Genomic DNA, 16,825 nt, shown 5'->3' on the forward strand with positions numbered 1-16,825 from the left:
ACTTTACCCACGCAGCCGTTTTAAGATCCGTAATTACCCTAAGCGCATGATTTGATTCAGTTTCGCCTTTTTGACACACTTTTGATTATTTTTAGTGCCACTCGCGTCACGTTCGTTTTATGCAACAAAAATGCAACATCGGGCAAAGCGAGCCATGCGAAATATGACCAATAGATCGCGCCTGGCTGCCCTTTTTTACCCTTGGCTCTTGCTTTTTGCTATTGAACAGCATCCTCCCGCTGTGTTCACTGCCAATTGAAGGCATGTTTTACGCTCAATAGAGGAAATACCGAAAAATTAACGCGGGGATCCAACGCAGGCAGCAAACAAACTCGCAGATAAATAGTTTTGCTCTTGATCCGATACCTTTTCGCGTCGGCAATGGCGCCACAACTCTTTTCTGCTTTCTGTTTTCGGGCTGCCCTGCTCCCTTGCCGGGGCAATTCTAGTTCGTCTTGTTTTCTTGTCCGGCTTTGTTGTCCAGCGCACCCCGCGCTGCCATTTCGATAACAGCCGGGATCACGTCACCATGATTGCCCCGAGCCACCAGCATGAAGTGGCTATCAACACCCCGCGTGCGTAACCAGGCATCCAGCTGGCGCGCACTCATCTGGTTATTATTATTGCGCTTTTGGATTCGAGCAAGGCGCTCCGGGGTGATATTAGGATCAGCCCTGGGATTTTCCTCATATTCGCCCTGCAAAATCGTGACAGACACGGTGTCCTTATCTTTATAGGGGAACACGCCGCTATCTATAGCAGCAGAATCTGTAGCAGAAGAATCGCGAACTAACGCGTTACCCTTCCCCCGTTTAACCGCGAATGCCTGCGCATCGTTCAGGATGGCGCCATTCCCCCACCACAGGGATGGGCTGCCTATGACATATTGATCAAATGCATCCGGGTGGTTAAGTAATACATAGTGCGCAAACAAGCCACCAAAGGAATGGCCGGAAAGAATCTGATGCGCTGGGTCGGTCACATACTGCTTATCTATATAGGGTCGGACCTGGCTGCTGACAAATTCATAGAAGTTCGCCGCACCGCCACCGGCAGCAAACGCGTCACCGGGCGCGGCGTAGGTGTAATCGCGAGTACGCGCCGCAAGTGGATATGCCTTTGCCTCGGGATATCCCAAGCCGACAATGACGGGCAAACTCGCTGACGACTGCGCTTTGCCTGACATGGCACTCCATTTTTCATAAATGGCATTGACTGCCAGCGGAAACTGGGCATTGCCATCGAGCACATAGAGCGCCGCTGGCAGGCGCTTGTCAGCCGGTACTGATCTTGGGGTGGCCAAAAACACCCGGTATTGGTGCATCTGCCTGGTCATGTCGTGATGTCTGATGTTATACAGGCTGTCGGCCATGGAAACGATTTGCGGGATTTCTTGCACTGGCTGGGCCCAGCTGGTTTGCGCGCCAACGGCGCCAAGCATGACGACGCAGGCAAAACAGACCTAGACAACGCCGTCTGTCGCAAAAAACTGTCCGATAAACGCCGCATCAGCATCTTCAATACCATTTTGTTGTCTTAAACGCTCTTTTCAGATGACAGTGACATCCGACAGCTATCTGCCAGGTGATAGCTGTCGCCGGGCCGAGCGATCCGATCTGTTCGAAGGCCAGAATGCGTGGGGTTTAACTTTTAAGCCTGGCTATTCATAAGCAGCGTGCATCGCTGGGCTGTCCGGCGAACCCGGTGTGCGAATCACTTGCCCGCCATCAGCCCCGAAATATCCTATATGGACTGAACCCCTGTTGCTGCCGATGGCTCTATTGCAAAAAAACGCTGCCATCGAATGCCGGTACCAGAGAGGCACCAAGCCCGCGGTGAGACGCCAATCCAGTTATAAATCGTACTATAAACTCGGCTATACCTTCTGCCACCAGCCGAGCACGTCTTGGAATGGACGTTGCACCAGCGCCAGGCATAAGCCTTAACGCGCCTTGATCAACGAGAGAAATTCCCGGCGCAGGTCCGAGTCATTCAGAAAGGACCCACGCATGACGCTATTGATCATGCGCGATTCCATATCCCTGACGCCGCGCCACTGCATGCAAAAGTGATCAGCATCCATGACCACCGCCAGGCCGTCCGGGTTTACTTTCTTCATCAGTAAGTCTGCCACGTGCTTGACGGCCTCCTCCTGGATTTGCGGCCGTTCCATCAGCCAGGCAACCAGTCTTGCATATTTCGACAGACCAATGAGATTGGAATGCTCGTTGGGCATGATGCCGATCCAGACTTTGCCCATGATGGGGCACAGATGATGAGAGCAGGCGCTGCGCACCTGAATCGGCCCGACAATCATCAGTTCATTGAGCTTTTCAATGTTGGGGAACTCGGTCACTAGCGGCGCTTCGGTATAACGGCCGACAAAGACTTCACGCAAATACATCTTTGCCACCCGCTTGGCAGTTTCGTTGGTGTTGTGATCGCTCTCGGTGTCGATGACCAGACTGGAGAGCACCGCCTGCATTTTTTCCTGCACTTCCTGCTGCAGCAGCTCAAGCTCGCCGGGCTCGATAAAACGGGCGATGTTGTCATTAGCATGAAAGCGGGCACCGGCCTGGCGAATACGCTGGCGGATCCGTGTGGAAATATAACCCCTATCATCCGGATGCGTCGCCTGCTCCGATTGTTGCTCGTTGTCCTTGTTTATGTTGCTATCGCTCACGACACTTGTCCTTGTCTGAAATATGAACCTGATCCAATGCATTATGATACTGTTTATCATGAACCCCTGTGTGCCGGCCGTCGCTTTGCGCAGACTTCTCATGCTAAGCTGACAGCACCAACCACGAAACCGTAGCAGACGAAAATAATATGAGTGGACACATTCTGATCAACGTAACACCGTTTGAAACCCGCGTTGCCCTGATAGAACACGGCGTCGTTCAGGAGATTCATCTTGAGCGCACGCGACAGCGCGGTAAAGTTGGCAATATTTATCTGGGTCGGGTCGTGCGGGTACTGCCCGGCATGCAAAGCGCCTTCGTCGACATCGGGTTGGAACGCGCGGCATTCATCCATATTGCAGACCTGCGCGAAAACCGCGCCGTGCGCAATACCGGCATTCCTTATACGCAAATTGAAAAGCTGCTGTTTGAAGGACAAACAATACTGGTGCAGGTGATCAAAGACCCCCTGGGCAACAAGGGGGCACGGCTATCGAACCAGATCAGCATCGCCGGCCGCATGCTGGTGTATTTACCCTATGACAATCATATCGGCATTTCCCAAAAGATTGAATCTGAACAAGAACGCAATAGCCTGAAAGAACGGGTCACGGCTCATATGCCGGCCAATGAGAAAGGCGGCTATATTATTCGCACCCAGGCTGAAGGCGCAAGCGACGATGAAATCGCGCGCGATCAGGAATACCTGGCCCGCCGCTGGTCCATGATACAGGCCGCCGTCATGACGCAGGCAGCGCCTTCCCTGCTTTATGAAGATCTGACCCTGGCCCAGCGGGTATTGCGGGACATGGTCAGCCCCGAAACCGAATCCATCGAGATCGACTCTCGCGTCACTGTGCAAACACTGCAGACCTGGGCAGATATTTACACGCCAGGCATCTCCAACAAAATCAACCACTATCACGGAGAGCGGCCCCTGTTTGACACGGCCAATGTAGACGAAGAGATCAAGTCAGCCCTCTCGCGCCGGGTAGACCTGAAGTCGGGCGGCTACCTGATTATTGATCAGACCGAAGCGCTGACCAGTATTGATGTGAATACCGGCGGCTTTGTTGGCGGCCGCAGCTTTCACGACACCATTTTCAAGACCAACCTGGAAGCGGCTCACGCCATTGCGCGCCAGCTGCGTATTCGCAATATGGGCGGCATTATCATTATCGACTTCATCGATATGGACAATAAAGACCATCAGGACGCGGTGCTGGCCGAATTGCAGAAAGCCCTGAGTCGTGACCGCACAAAAACCACAACCAACGGTTTTTCGGCGCTCGGACTGGTGGAAATGACGCGCAAGCGCACCCGCGACTCGCTTTCCCACCAATTGTGCGAGCCCTGCCCGACCTGCGACTCTCGTGGTCAGATCCAAACGCCACAGACCATGTGTTACAACATTTTGCGCGAAATTTTACGGGAAGCCAGGCAATTTAACCCCCGGGAATTCCGGCTCATTGCCTCCCAAGGGGTGATTGATCTGTTTCTGGAGGAAGAAAGCCAGTACCTGGCTACGCTGGGAGACTTTATTGGTAAACCGGTTACCCTTGAAGTGGACAACCGGTATTCCCAGGAAATGTACGATATCGTCCTGATCTGATCAGGACCGATTGCAGAGCCGGTCAGCTATGGCCGGGTTGAACCCGGGCCTGCATCTTGATGATCCGATCCTCAAGGTGGGGCGACGTTTCCAGAGCAATCAGCGGCGTATTGCTTTCTTCACTCTGTTCAAAGCGCAGGCGGATACTCTGGCCATCAAACGTGGCCGGATCTGCTTCGATTTCAATATACTTTTGCAACAGGGCATCAATCGAGGTCTGGGCAGTATCCAGAAAGTCATTGATGTTGTCATCGTTCGCATCCTTGAATGCCTGTTCGATGGTTTTGGACAGATCCCAGGTAAAAAACATCAATGCATTGGGCCCTTTCACCTCGGGATGTTCATATCCCCAGAAAGCGCCTTGGCTGGGAGAGGATTGGGTCATAATATATCTCAAATACAAATATAGATAGTGGAATCAGTATGATACGCAAGACTGCACGGCTAATTCAAGTGCCATCAGCTGTCGCGAAACTGCATGTTATATAAAGATGCGTACAATCCGCTATTTTTCAAGAGCTCGGTATGATTTCCCTGCTCGACGATACGTCCCCGGTCCAGCACGAGAATGCGATCAGCGTTCTGCACAGTGGAAAGGCGGTGTGCAATCACGAATGTCGTGCGGCCCTTCATCAGCGTTTCCAGTGACGCCTGGACCTGCCTTTCGGACTCGTTGTCCAGTGCCGAGGTGGCTTCGTCAAGAATCAGGATGGGCGCATTCTTGATGAGGGCACGGGCGATGGCCAGACGCTGACGTTGCCCGCCCGAGAGCCAGGCGCCGTTCTCTCCAATAGGCGTTTCCAGCCCTTGTGGCAGCGAATTGACATAATCGAGCAGGTTGGCCGAAGCCAGCGCTTCCCGTATGCGATCCTCGTTGGTATCGCCAAAAAAGCCGTAAGCCACGTTCTGAGCCATGGTGCCTTCGAACAGCACCACACTCTGGCTCACCAGTGACAATTGTGAACGCAGACTCTCGAGTGTGTAATCGTCAATATTGATGCCGTCCATCGTAATCTGTCCGCTGACCGGATCGACAAACCGCGGGATCATATTGACCAATGTGGTTTTTCCACTGCCGGAACGGCCAACAAACGCAATAGTTTCCCCGCGATTGACGGTAAAGGAAATATCGCTCAGGGTGTCGCTGCTGGCATCGGGAAAGCGAAAGCTCACGTTTTCAAACGAGATGCTACCCAACTTATCGGAGTCCAGTATTTTTTTGCCCGTGTCATTTTCCTGGGGACTGTCGATCAAGGTAAACACGCTGTCGGCCGCCACCAGCATTTTCTGCATACGTGCGGCAACATTAGTCAGGCGTTTGACCGGATCGAAGATTTGCGCCAGGGCCGTGAGAAACGCCGCAAATGAGCCGACGGTCAGGGCGCCGGTGCTTCCCTGGTACAACGCGGTCGCAATCACAATACCCACGGCAAATGCAATACTGAGCTGGGTGATGGGCGTCATCGCGGCGCTGGCAATGGCCGAGCGCATGGCAAACCGGCGCAGTCCGCTATTGACCGACAGAAATCGCCCGCGCTCGAAATTGTATCCATTGAACAGTTTGACCACGCGCTGGCCTTCAATGGACTCCTTGACCACCCGGGTGAGTTCTGCGTTGATATCCACCGTTTTCATATTGATGCGACGCAGCCGCTTGATGAATATTCGCGTGGTAATCACGGAAACGGGCATGATAATAAAGATAATCAGCGTCAACTGCCATGACAAATACAACAACATGGCCAACAGGGCAATCACCACTGCACCATCACGCACTAGAATGATGCACACCTCGGTGGCGTAGTCCGTAATATTGCCGGCATCGATGGTGAAGCGATTCATCAGCCTGCCGGTGTCGCCTTTCTGAAATTCACCGTCAGGCATGCCCAGCAGCTTTTCAAACATGTCCTTGCGGATACCCAGCAGCATATTGTTGGCAATCCAGGCCAGCAGGTAATCGCTCAGAAAGTTCAGGACGCCACGCACCAGAAACAGCCCCACAACGGTGAGCGGAATGGACCAGATATAGTGTGGCTTGGCGCCATTGAAACCCTCGTCAAGAAGGGGTTTCATGATATAGGCCAGCGCGGGCTGGGTGACTGCGGCCACAGACACCAGCACCAGCGCTGTGACCAGGGCCTGCCAGTAGTCACCGACTCTGGCGTAAATACGTCGAAACACGGTTTTGCGGCTACCGCTTTTGAAAGAGTTATCCAATCTGGGTACCTTATACTGTCATTTTCTTACTGTTCATCCCGGGGATTTTACCGGTTTAGACTGGCCTTGCGTGTCTGTTTGGCTGGATTATCGGGAGAAGTTTGCCGCGGCAGCATGAAAACCACGCTAAAATCCGGAGCATGAAAAACCTAGAACGTGTTTACATCCGGCTGCCAAACTGGATTGGTGACGTTTGCATGTCCAGGCCTGCGATCGAGGCAGCGCTGGCCAGCGGCCTGACCATCGTGGCCTGCGGCAAGCCATGGGCCCAGGCCCTGTTGGCAGACCTGCCCAACCTGCAGTTTCTGGCGCTCAGCGGCCAGTGGCGCCAAGACCGTCGACGCATCAAAGCGCATCGCAGTGCCCACCCTGGCGCAGGACGCAGCGTGGGGCTGCTGCTGCCCGATTCGCTGACCAGTGCGCTGGCCTTCCGTCTGGCGGGCCTGCAATGTGCGGGGTACCAGGACGATGGCCGCTCGCTGCTGCTCAAGTGGGGCTTTGCCAAACCATCGCAAACGCTGCATGCCGTGCAATCCTGGTATTGGCTTACCCGCGAGGCCTTCGCTCGGTGGGGGCTGACGCTGGCCGCGCAACCCGCAGACAGCTTGTATTTGCCCTCTGGCGCAGACGCCATCGCTGCCGCGCAAGCGGCATTATCGGCGGCAGCGGCAACCGATGCACCGATACTGATCGCGCCGACCGCAACCGGAGAGCATCAGGGCAGAAATAAGGTATGGCCGCACTTTGACAGCCTGACTCGTCAGTTGCAGGCACAAGGTTATACTGTTGTCATGTCGCCGCCGCCCAGTGAAGTTGCTCAGGCGCAGGCCAATGCGCCGACCGCGACAGTGCTTCCTGCACTGGATCTTGCCGCCTTTGTCGCATTGCTTCGGCAGTGCCGCCTGGTCATCTGCAACGATTCGGGTGTGGCCCACCTGGCTGCGCTAACCGAAACGCCCCAGCTTACCCTGATCGGGGTCACCAACCCCACGCGTACCCGCCCGTGGACGCCCCGCGCGCAACTGCTGGGCACCTATGGACACTGGCCGTCAGTCGACGATGTGCTAGGCACAGTCAATCAATTATTGCGGAACGAATAAAACATGTTCAGCTCACTGATAAATCTTGTTGTACCTCTGAACCTGTGTATTTTCCTGATGGTTCTGGGGTTTGTGCTATGCCTGATTCGCTTTAAGCGTAGCGGGCTGTCACTTATTTTTGCCGGCATACTGTGGGTACTGATCTGGTCCCTGCCCGTTACCTCCATCCTGTTTGGAGGAATTCTGGAAAACAGTTATCCGCACCGTCCTACCGCGCAATATCCGACCGCGCAGGCCATCGTCGTGCTCGGTGGCGCCACGGCCAATAATCGCATCAACTGGTTTGAACCGCTTGCGCCCGACTCCAAGATTGCCCGCGTGGACACGGCAGCCGAACTCTATTTCCAGCACAAAGCGCCTCGCATACTGGTGTCGGGTGGCGCATTGTCGGGCGACGTCAGCGAAGCGCGCGGCATGGCAGCCAGGCTCAAAACGCTGGGCGTACCGGCAGAGGACATCATTCTTGAGAATGAGAGCCGCACCACGCATGAGAATGCCGCACTCACGGTGCAGCAATTGCGGGACCACCAGATCCGTTCCATTTTGCTGGTCACTTCCGCCCTGCACATGCCCCGCTCCATGGCCTCTTTCAGCAAATATGGCCTGGACGTCACCGCCGCCCCCAATCCGGCCCAAATCACTATACCGGACGACAAGGACTTTTCGCTCTTCATCCCCAATGAGCGGGCCTTGGCCGGCAGCCGCTCGATTCTCAAGGAATATGTGGGTGTATTGGTGTATTGGTTGCGCGGCTGGGTGTGATGCAGGGCTGCTGGCCCGACCTGAGTATCTTCTGGCCAGAGCGTCATGGGCGGGATCTGGCAGCTCATCCGTATAGATCAAACGCAGTGCTGCAGTCAACTAAAATTGAGTGCAATCTGGCTGGCCCGCCGCAGGCCCGGCACCACTTGCACCGGCAGATGTGTGAGCGCCTGTTTAGTACGGTGGGATATACGTGTGATCAATCACCAATAAACGATAAGCCTTGATCGCCCACGACAAACACCGCAGCGCGCTAAGCCCTGGCTTCGCCAGCCCGTTTTCTGGCTTCGCGACGCATCTTTTTCCACTTCTTGAATTTACCGTAAAGGCGTCCGGCCAGCGTATCTCTGGCATAGAAGAGCCGATTGAGCAGCCATTTGCCACTGCGGTTGGACACAGCGATGCGGTAAATATTTTCCGCGTCACCATGCGGCCGGTTAAAGCCATAGGCATCGGTCGTGAAAAAATAGCGAAAGCCCAGATCCCGTGCCGCCTGCTTGTAGTCTTCATCGAAATATCCCTGGGGCCAGCAGATGAAGTCATCCTGTTTGTTCAGCCGCTGGGCAATCAACCCGCGGCACAGCGCCAGTTCTTCACTGATTTTTTCGATTTTTTCTTCGCGGCTTGAGGCGACCTTGTCCCAGCGGGTATGCGTATGGGTATGCGAATGGATCTGCATAACGCCGCTGGCATCCATTTCCTGCAATTCGGACCAGCGCAGAATGACCTTGTCAGTTTCGCCGGACGCCACCAGATGCTTGGACTCTTCATGCACGTACGCCGCCGGCAAATCTGCAAGGTCGGCATTGGCAGTGGTCGGGCGCGGCTCCCCTTCGCCGATCCACCCGGTAACCACAAACAAAACCCCGGTCATTCCATACTTTTTGAGTAGTGGATAGGCGTAAGTGTAGTTATTCAGATAGCCGTCATCAAAAGTGATCAACACCGATTTGTTGGGCACCGGCGCACCGTTCAGGTAATCGGCAAACTGCTCGATCGTCAGCGAACGATAGCCCGCACCCTTCAAGGCAGCCAGTTGGCGTTCGAACACATCGGGCTGTACGTTGAGGGGGCTTTTGAGTGGATGCACATGGTGATACATGAGCACCGGAACATTCTTTGCATTGTCTGTCATGATTTTTCATCCAGCCATTTGCAGTAAACGGCTTCAGTATTGATGGCCAGCATTTCCGGAGAAAATACGGCTTCATCATAAAGCCATTTATGCGCTGCACGGCTCATCTGTGTGCGCAATCCCGGATTTTGAATCAGCGTATCGAGCGCCTGGGTAAGCGCGGTCGCATCATGCAAGGGGACCAGGATACCGGTTTCGCCGTTCCTGAGCATCTCAGAGACACCGCCGACATCGGTGCCCACGACCGGCAGACCGCTCATTTGCGCTTCCACGTAAACCGTGCCCGAGGCCTCCTGCTCGGTGGCAAGGGCGAATATATCGCTGCCGGCAAGCAGATTGGGTACGTCCTTTCGGTAACCCATCAGATGTACACGCTGCTGCAGGCCGCTGTCGGCGATATGCTTGCCGACTTTCTCAAACGTTGGCGAGCCGGCGCCAACCAGCACCAAGTGCAGATCCCGATAGCGTTCAAACAGGGCCTTCATGCTGTCGATGAGAAAGGTGTGGCCTTTTTTCTCACGCATCACCGCTACACAAATAACGACGATTGCCGAACTGTCCAGTCCCAGCTCCTCGCGCAGCGTCGATTGCGCCACTGGCGCCGGTGGCTCGACCGGCGAATAAATTGTGGCCACTTTTTCTGGCGCCACGCCCTTGTTCAGCACCATTTGCCGCACATGGTTACTGACCGTCGCCACCTTGTGCGGCAGCCAGGTATAGGACAGCAGTGAGCCGATGGGAATGGCCAGATGCCGGGTGCGGACAATGAGGGGGGTTCCGGCAAGACGTCCGGCCAGCGCTGCGATCAGCGTATCCTTGCGACTATGCGTGTTGAGCACATCGAACCGCCCGTCGCTCAGAATTCGGCGAATCGCGGCCACCCCTTTGACAAAATTGACAATCCCGCCCATGGGAACCGTATGCACGACAAAACCTTCATCGCGCATGCGCGCCACAAGCTGGGCTTCGGGCCGGCAGATCAGCTCCATATGGTGCCCGCGCTTGCGCATGGCGCGCATCTCCTTGAAGATACGGTGTTCCTGCCCGCCAAAGGACACTGCCGCTTCGGAGTGCACGATGCGTAACGGTCTGGCCGTTTTCTCAACCGCTGTTGCGCAGACCCCTGCCCCCTGCGGCACGTCCTGAACAACGGGTGGTTTGGCAGATGTATTCACGAATAGCTTACCTCTACGGAACCGGACTGCTGATGTTCGCGCAGTCGTTCGAACAGGCTGTCGGCCATGCGCACGCGCCATTCCTCGCCCAGTTCAATATCGCATTTATAGCCCTGGCCGGCAGAAACATAACTCAGTTGCACTCGCACGCCGGGAATACCGTTCTCGGGCTCGGCACGGTACGGATTGAGCAAAGACTTGAGCATGCTGACCGACATGCCATCTGCAATTTCGATCTGCAGACAGCGGGCCCGCTCTTCGCGCGCCTTTTGCAAATCATACAGGCTGTCTGCACTGATGCGCAGCCCGCCATTGAAGCGATTGACCTTGGCCTTGATCCGCGCGATAACCAGACTGTCGCTTTTCAGAATATGGCGATTCAGTTCATACACGCTGCCAGGGCACATGATTTCCACCTGCGCCGAGCCATCATCGAGCAGCAGGAAATACAATCGGTCATCGGCCTCGGGCTGACCGGGCGTCTTGCGATTACTGGCAAAAAATCGCTGGCCGATCAGCACACCTGCCACCCACTGCGCATCGCGTGATTCGTTGATACCAGACAGTTTGGTGGGCGCAAACCGGCGTACCTCGTCGCGCCAAACATCAAACAGATGATGACTGAAATAAAAGCCGAGCGCATTCTTTTCTTCGATAAGTTCTCTATGCAGATTCCAGGGCTGCACACGGGCCACCTGATCCTGCACGATGGCGCCGGAATCGTCGCCGAACAGCGAGACCTGGTCAGCGCTGCGGTCGGCCTGGTCTGCTGCATCAATGGCATGCGTTAACGCGGCCAGCAGCGCCGCGCGATTGCGTTCGAGTTCGTCAAACGCCCCGGCACGAATCAATGCCTCCATGGTGCGCCGGTTGACGGTATGGCGATTGACGCGCTTGCAAAAATCGTAAAGGTCTTCAAACGGTCCACCCGTTTCACGGGCCCGCAAAATTTCCTCGACAGCACCCTGGCCTGTGCCCTTGACGGCGCCCAGGCCAAACCGGATAGTGCGCGGCGGTTTGCCCGCACGCATGGCATCGTCCTCTACCGGTTCGAAGCGATAAACCGATTCGTTAACGTCGGGCGGCAGCACTGCAACGCCATTGTCCAGCGCATCGCGCCAGAAAATCTGTACTTTGTCCGTGTCGTCCATATCCGAAGACATGGTCGCGGCAATGAATTCGGCAGGATGATGCGCCTTGAGCCAGGCCGTCTGATAGGAAATGAGCGCATAGGCAGCCGAGTGACTTTTGTTAAAGCCATAGCCGGCGAATTTTTCCATCAGGTCAAACAGGCGCACGGCCAGGTCACCGTCATAGCCTTTTTCCACCGCGCCTTTTTCAAACAGCTCCCGGTGCTTGGCCATTTCCTCGGCTTTTTTCTTACCCATGGCCCGGCGCAGCAGATCGGCGCCTCCCAGACTGTAGCCGCCTACAATCTGGGAAATCAGCATCACCTGTTCCTGGTAGACAATAACGCCGTAGGTGCTACGCAGCGTCGACTCCAGCGAGGGGTGGAAATAATCGACCTCGGCGCGCCCGTGCTTGCGGTTGACGAAGTCATCAACCATGCCCGACTCCAGGGGACCGGGACGATACAGGGCCAGCACGGCAATAATGTCTTCGAACGTATTGGGCAGCAGCTTTTTGAGCAGCTCTTTCATGCCCCGGCCCTCGAGCTGGAATACCGCTGTGGTATTGCCCTCGCACAAAATGCGATAGGCCCCGGGATCGTCCAGCGACAGCGACATGATGTCAAAGTCGCGCATGGCCGGATTGAAGCGCCGCACATAGCGCACCGCCCAATCCAGGATGGTCAGGTTGCGCAGCCCCAGAAAGTCGAACTTGACCAGACCTGCGGCCTCAACATCATCTTTGTCATACTGGGAAACCACACTGGTATCGGTGCCGGGCTGGCAATACAGCGGGCAAAAATCGGTCAGCTTACCGGGCGCAATCAGTACGCCGCCGGCGTGCATGCCGACGTTGCGGGTTAGGCCTTCCAACGGGCGCGCCAGATCGACGATGGCCTTGACCTCTTCGTCATTGTCGTAACGACGACGAAATTCAGGCTCTTCTTCCAGCGTCTTGGCCAGACTCCAGGGATTGGCCGGATTGAACGGAATCAGTTTGGACAGGCCATCGCACAGGGAATAAGGCAGCTCCAGCACCCTGCCCACATCGCGCACAACCGCCTTGGCTCCCAGCGTACCAAAAGTGGCAATCTGGCTGACCGCGTCGCGCCCGTATTTTTCCTTGACGTACTCAATCACCTTTTCGCGGTTATCCTGGCAGAAGTCAATATCGAAGTCGGGCATGGAAACCCGCTCGGGATTCAGGAACCGTTCGAACAGCAAATCGTAGCGCAAGGGGTCAAGATCGGTAATGCCCAAGGCATACGCCACCAGCGAACCGGCACCAGAACCACGCCCCGGACCTACCGGCACCCCGTTCTGCTTGCCCCAGTTGATAAAGTCCGCCACGATCAGAAAGTAGCCAGGAAACCCCATGCCAATGATGGTTTTGCATTCCAGTTTGAGCCGGTCCTGATAGGCAGCTCGCGCCTTTTCCCGCTCCTGTTCGTCCGGGTACAGTTGCTTTAACCGTATTTCCAGGCCGTCTTCGGACAGTTTGATTAGATATTGGTCCAGAGAACTGTTATCGGGCGTCGGAAAATCGGGCAGATGCGGTTTACCCAGCGACAGCGTCAGTGAGCAGCGGCGGGCGATTTCAACCGTATTGGCGATGGCCGAAGGCACATCGGCAAACTTGCTGGCCATCTGTGCCGAACTGAGCACATACTGGTCTTCTGAGAAGCGGCGGGTGCGCGATTTGTTGCCCAGCAGCTCGCCATCGGAAATACAGACGCGGGCTTCGTGCATACGGAAGTCTTCGGGCCGGGTGAACTGTACCGGGTGGGTGGCAACAACCGGCAAATCCAGACGGGCAGCCAGTTGCATGGCCAGTTGCACATAGCGCTCATCGGCCTGCGGACCGGTGCGCTGCAGTTCAATAAAATAGGAACGTGGGAACCACGCGGCCCAACGGCGTGCCAACGCTTCGGCCTGGTCTACCCGCCCGGCGAGCAATGCCTGACCGACATCGCCAGCCATGCCGCCGGAAAGCAGAATCAGCCCTGACTGGTTTTCCAGCCACTCGCGCTGCAATTCCGCCCTGCCCTTGTACTGATTGGCAGTCCAGGCGCGCGAGAGCACCTCGCACAGGGCCAGATAGCCCTGGCGGTTTTGTACCAGCAACAGCGCGCGAAATGGCTTATCGCGATCCTGCTCATTGGCCAGCCACACATCGCATCCGGCGATGGGCTTGATGCCCTTGGCCCTGGCTGCTTTGTAGAATTTGATCAAGCCAAACAGATTGGATAAATCAGTCAGCGCGATGGCCGGTTGCGAATAGGCAGCAGCGGCGGCAACCAGCTCGCTGATGCGCGCAGTCCCGTCCACCACGGAAAATTCCGAGTGGGTGCGCAAATGGACAAATGTGGGAGAAGCATCTACTGAAGTCATATGCTATTGTATCAACGATTAAGGCTTTCCCAGCTTTTTTGCAAACGCCGTACCGACACCGGCACCGGGGTGCGCAGCTCCTGCGCAAACAGAGCCACGCGCAGTTCCTGGAGCATCCAGAAAAAGTCATCCAGCCGCTCGTCAGCCTGGCCTTTGAGCGCGCTGCGCATGCGCTGGTAGTTAAGCGCCAGAGGAGCCATTTCCTGCATCAGGCGGGCATCGCGCGCCGGATCGCTGCGGTATTTATCGATACGCGCCGACGCCGCCTTCAGATAGCGCAGATAATGGGCTCGCCGGCTGTGTGAGTGGTCGGTCAGAAACTGCGCCGTCATAAAGGCACTTGCGCCTGCCACAATATCGTCGTGCAGCGTCTTGGCCGAAGAACGTACCGAGACCAGTTTCTTTTGCAGTGCCGCCCACTCTGTCAGGGTGGCCAGTGCCAGCCGAGCCTCTTCCTGAATCAATAAACCGATACGGCCCTTGGCATCCAGACGGCGCGCTTCGAACTGCTCGGCATTGGCCGGCAGCGGCTCGGCCAGGCAGGCCTGTCCCAGGGCCGCCTCAATAATCTGATCACGCAAGCTCTCCTGATTCATCAGCGAAACGGCCAGCATACCCATGCGCGTGAGTTCCGGAATAGATTTGGCCAGTTGCTTTAACTGATCTTTCATGGCGATGCGAAACAGGCGCAGCAGCCCCTGCCGGTGCTTGCGTGCAGCCATATCGGGGTCATCGAACACATCAATGGTGCAGCTTTGCCCCAGATCCACCAGCGCCGGGTAACCGATGAAGACGTCATTCTTCTTGCGGATTTCCATGATTTCCGGCAACTGGCCGAAATTCCATTCCACAATATCGTCCTGGCTGACCACCTGGGCCACCGATTTGTCGCGACTGACCATAGACTGAAACGATGCCTGCGCAGCCGGTGCATGTTCTGCCTTCAACTGGCTCAGGTTGCGACCAGCCGAGAGCATACGGCCATGTTCATCCACTACCCGGAAGTTCATGAACAGATGGGCCGGCAACGTTTCCGGCTTGAAGTCGCTGGTAGCCACGCGAATCGTCAGTTCATCACGAATGTCATCGGCCAGCGCCACCACCAGCGAACGGTCCGGATTGGCGGCATTGTCAAACCAGCGTTCAAAGAACCCCTGGGCATAGTCGGGCAGCGGCACGCAGTGACGCCGCAATTTCTGCGGCAGCGATTTGAGCAGATGGAGCACTTTTTCCTTGAGCATGCCCGGCACCAGCCATTCGCTTTGCACCGGATCTACCTGATTGAGCAGAAACACCGGAATGGTTGCGGTCACCCCGTCTTTGGGCGAGCCGGGTTCGAAATGGTAAGACAGGGCCAAAGACATGTCCTCCCATTCGGTGCGCTTGGGAAAGACATCCGAGGTAATACCCGATGCCTCGTGACGCATGAGATCTTCCCGGTTCAGCAGTAATTGCCGGGCAGCCGTCTGGTCCAGCTTGCCGTACCAGTTCACCAACGTCTGCGTCTGGCACACATCGGCAGGAATCTGTTTATCGTAAAAGGCGAAGATCAATTCGTCGTCGATCAGAATATCAGGCCGTCTGGCCTGATGCTCCATTTTTTCAATTTCCCGGATGACCTTGGCGTTATGTGCGATAAACGGTAGCGTAGCGGTAATCTGCCCGTCAACCAGCGCCTGCCGGATAAAGATCTCCCGCGCCTCGCCCGGTGCGATGCGTCCGTAATTGACCTTGCGACCACTGTAGACCATCAGGCCATAAAGCGTGGCTCGCTCGTTGGCCAGCACCTGCCCGCGACTGGCATTGAATGCCGGGTCGGACCAATGTTTCTTCAGCAGATGCGCACCGGCCGACTCGATCCAGCGAGGGTCCACATTGGCAATGCACCGCGCAAACAGTCGGGTCGTTTCCACCAGTTCGGCAGCCACAATCCATTTGCCGCTTTTCTTGATCAGCGTCGAACCGGGGTGAACCACAAAACGGATATCGCGCGCCCCCTGATACTGGGCGCTCTCCTCGCTTTTGAGGCCGATGTTGCCCAGCAAGCCAGTCAGCAATGCGCGGTGCACCTGCTCAAACGTTGCTTCGGTCGTATTGACACGCCAGCCCTGCTCGCGCACCAGTTGCAGCAATTGCGTGTGCACATCGTGCCATTCGCGCAAACGCAAGGGCGAGAGAAATTCACCGCGCAGCTGGGTAACCAGTTTGCGCTGCGAACCCTTGTGGCGCACCGCGTCCTCATACCAATTCCACAATTTCAGGTAAGACATGAATTCGGACTTGTCGTCGCGAAACCGTACGTGCGCCTGCTCGCTGGCCTCGCGTGCATTGAAGGGGCGCTCGCGCGGGTCCTGGATAGACAGCGCTGCTGCGATGATCAATAACTCATGCAGGCAATGCTGATCGTTGGCGGCCAGAATCATGCGCGCGATGCGCGGATCCAGCGGCAATAATGACAGCGTCTTGCCGATCGCAGTCAAGGCATTGTGTTCATCCAGGGCGCCCAGTTCCTGCAACTGATTATAACCATCGGCCACCGCCTTGCCCGCCGGCCGGTCGACAAACGGAAACGACTCGATATCACTCATGCGCAGCGCTTTCATACGCAGGATGACAGCG

Annotated in this window: 11 protein-coding genes; 3 read left to right on the forward strand and 8 right to left on the reverse strand. The window is 56.0% G+C overall.

Annotated features, from left to right (window positions below; genetic code table 11):
• Nucleotides 1-445 precede the first annotated feature (445 nt).
• The gene (locus tag INT32_RS21500) at nt 446-1,441 is read right to left on the reverse strand and encodes an alpha/beta hydrolase (RefSeq protein WP_193090732.1); all 996 of its coding nucleotides are present in this window, start codon (nt 1,439-1,441) and stop codon (nt 446-448) included.
• Between the two features lie 501 nt (nt 1,442-1,942).
• On the reverse strand, nt 1,943-2,668 hold the full coding sequence (gene folE / locus INT32_RS21505; protein WP_193090740.1) for a GTP cyclohydrolase I: 726 nt from the start codon (nt 2,666-2,668) through the stop codon (nt 1,943-1,945).
• Between the two features lie 164 nt (nt 2,669-2,832).
• Between folE and rng the strand changes: the two genes are divergently transcribed.
• Complete coding sequence (gene rng, locus INT32_RS21510; protein WP_193090733.1) at nt 2,833-4,296, forward strand: ribonuclease G; 1,464 nt, start codon at nt 2,833-2,835, stop codon at nt 4,294-4,296.
• A 22-nt stretch (nt 4,297-4,318) separates the two neighbouring features.
• Here rng and INT32_RS21515 read toward each other — a convergent pair whose 3' ends face one another.
• Together INT32_RS21515 and msbA are read right to left on the reverse strand one after the other, a co-directional pair.
• Nucleotides 4,319-4,681 carry a hypothetical protein gene (locus INT32_RS21515; protein WP_014751176.1) on the reverse strand — a complete coding sequence of 121 codons (363 nt, stop codon included), beginning with the start codon at nt 4,679-4,681 and terminating at the stop codon, nt 4,319-4,321.
• 74 nt (nt 4,682-4,755) lie between these two features.
• A complete protein-coding gene (msbA, locus tag INT32_RS21520; protein WP_193090734.1) occupies nt 4,756-6,513 on the reverse strand; it encodes a lipid A export permease/ATP-binding protein MsbA in 1,758 nt (585 codons plus the stop codon).
• Between the two features lie 140 nt (nt 6,514-6,653).
• Between msbA and INT32_RS21525 the strand changes: the two genes are divergently transcribed.
• On the forward strand, nt 6,654-7,613 hold the full coding sequence (locus tag INT32_RS21525; protein WP_193090735.1) for a glycosyltransferase family 9 protein: 960 nt from the start codon (nt 6,654-6,656) through the stop codon (nt 7,611-7,613).
• A gap of 3 nt (nt 7,614-7,616) precedes the next feature.
• Nucleotides 7,617-8,375 (forward strand): YdcF family protein, encoded by a 759-nt coding sequence (locus tag INT32_RS21530; RefSeq protein WP_193090736.1) that lies wholly within the window; start codon nt 7,617-7,619, stop codon nt 8,373-8,375.
• A 253-nt stretch (nt 8,376-8,628) separates the two neighbouring features.
• Here the strand turns inward: INT32_RS21530 and INT32_RS21535 are convergent, their stop codons facing one another.
• The 4 genes from INT32_RS21535 to hrpA all read right to left on the reverse strand — a co-directional run.
• The gene (locus tag INT32_RS21535; protein WP_193090737.1) at nt 8,629-9,510 is read right to left on the reverse strand and encodes a polysaccharide deacetylase family protein; all 882 of its coding nucleotides are present in this window, start codon (nt 9,508-9,510) and stop codon (nt 8,629-8,631) included.
• Nucleotides 9,507-10,649: a glycosyltransferase family 4 protein gene (locus INT32_RS21540; protein ID WP_193090741.1), complete on the reverse strand. Its 1,143-nt coding sequence runs from the start codon at nt 10,647-10,649 to the stop codon at nt 9,507-9,509. The genes INT32_RS21535 and INT32_RS21540 overlap by 4 nt, the downstream gene beginning before the upstream one ends.
• Nucleotides 10,650-10,681: 32 nt before the next feature.
• Nucleotides 10,682-14,206: a DNA polymerase III subunit alpha gene (gene dnaE / locus INT32_RS21545; RefSeq protein ID WP_193090738.1), complete on the reverse strand. Its 3,525-nt coding sequence runs from the start codon at nt 14,204-14,206 to the stop codon at nt 10,682-10,684.
• Nucleotides 14,207-14,217: 11 nt separating this feature from the next.
• Nucleotides 14,218-16,825: ATP-dependent RNA helicase HrpA (gene hrpA / locus INT32_RS21550; RefSeq protein WP_193090739.1), on the reverse strand; the 2,608-nt coding region annotated here is incomplete at its 5' end.

The organism is Advenella sp. FME57, from assembly GCF_014897675.1.
In the GTDB taxonomy this organism is placed as follows: Bacteria; Pseudomonadota; Gammaproteobacteria; order Burkholderiales; family Burkholderiaceae_B; genus Advenella.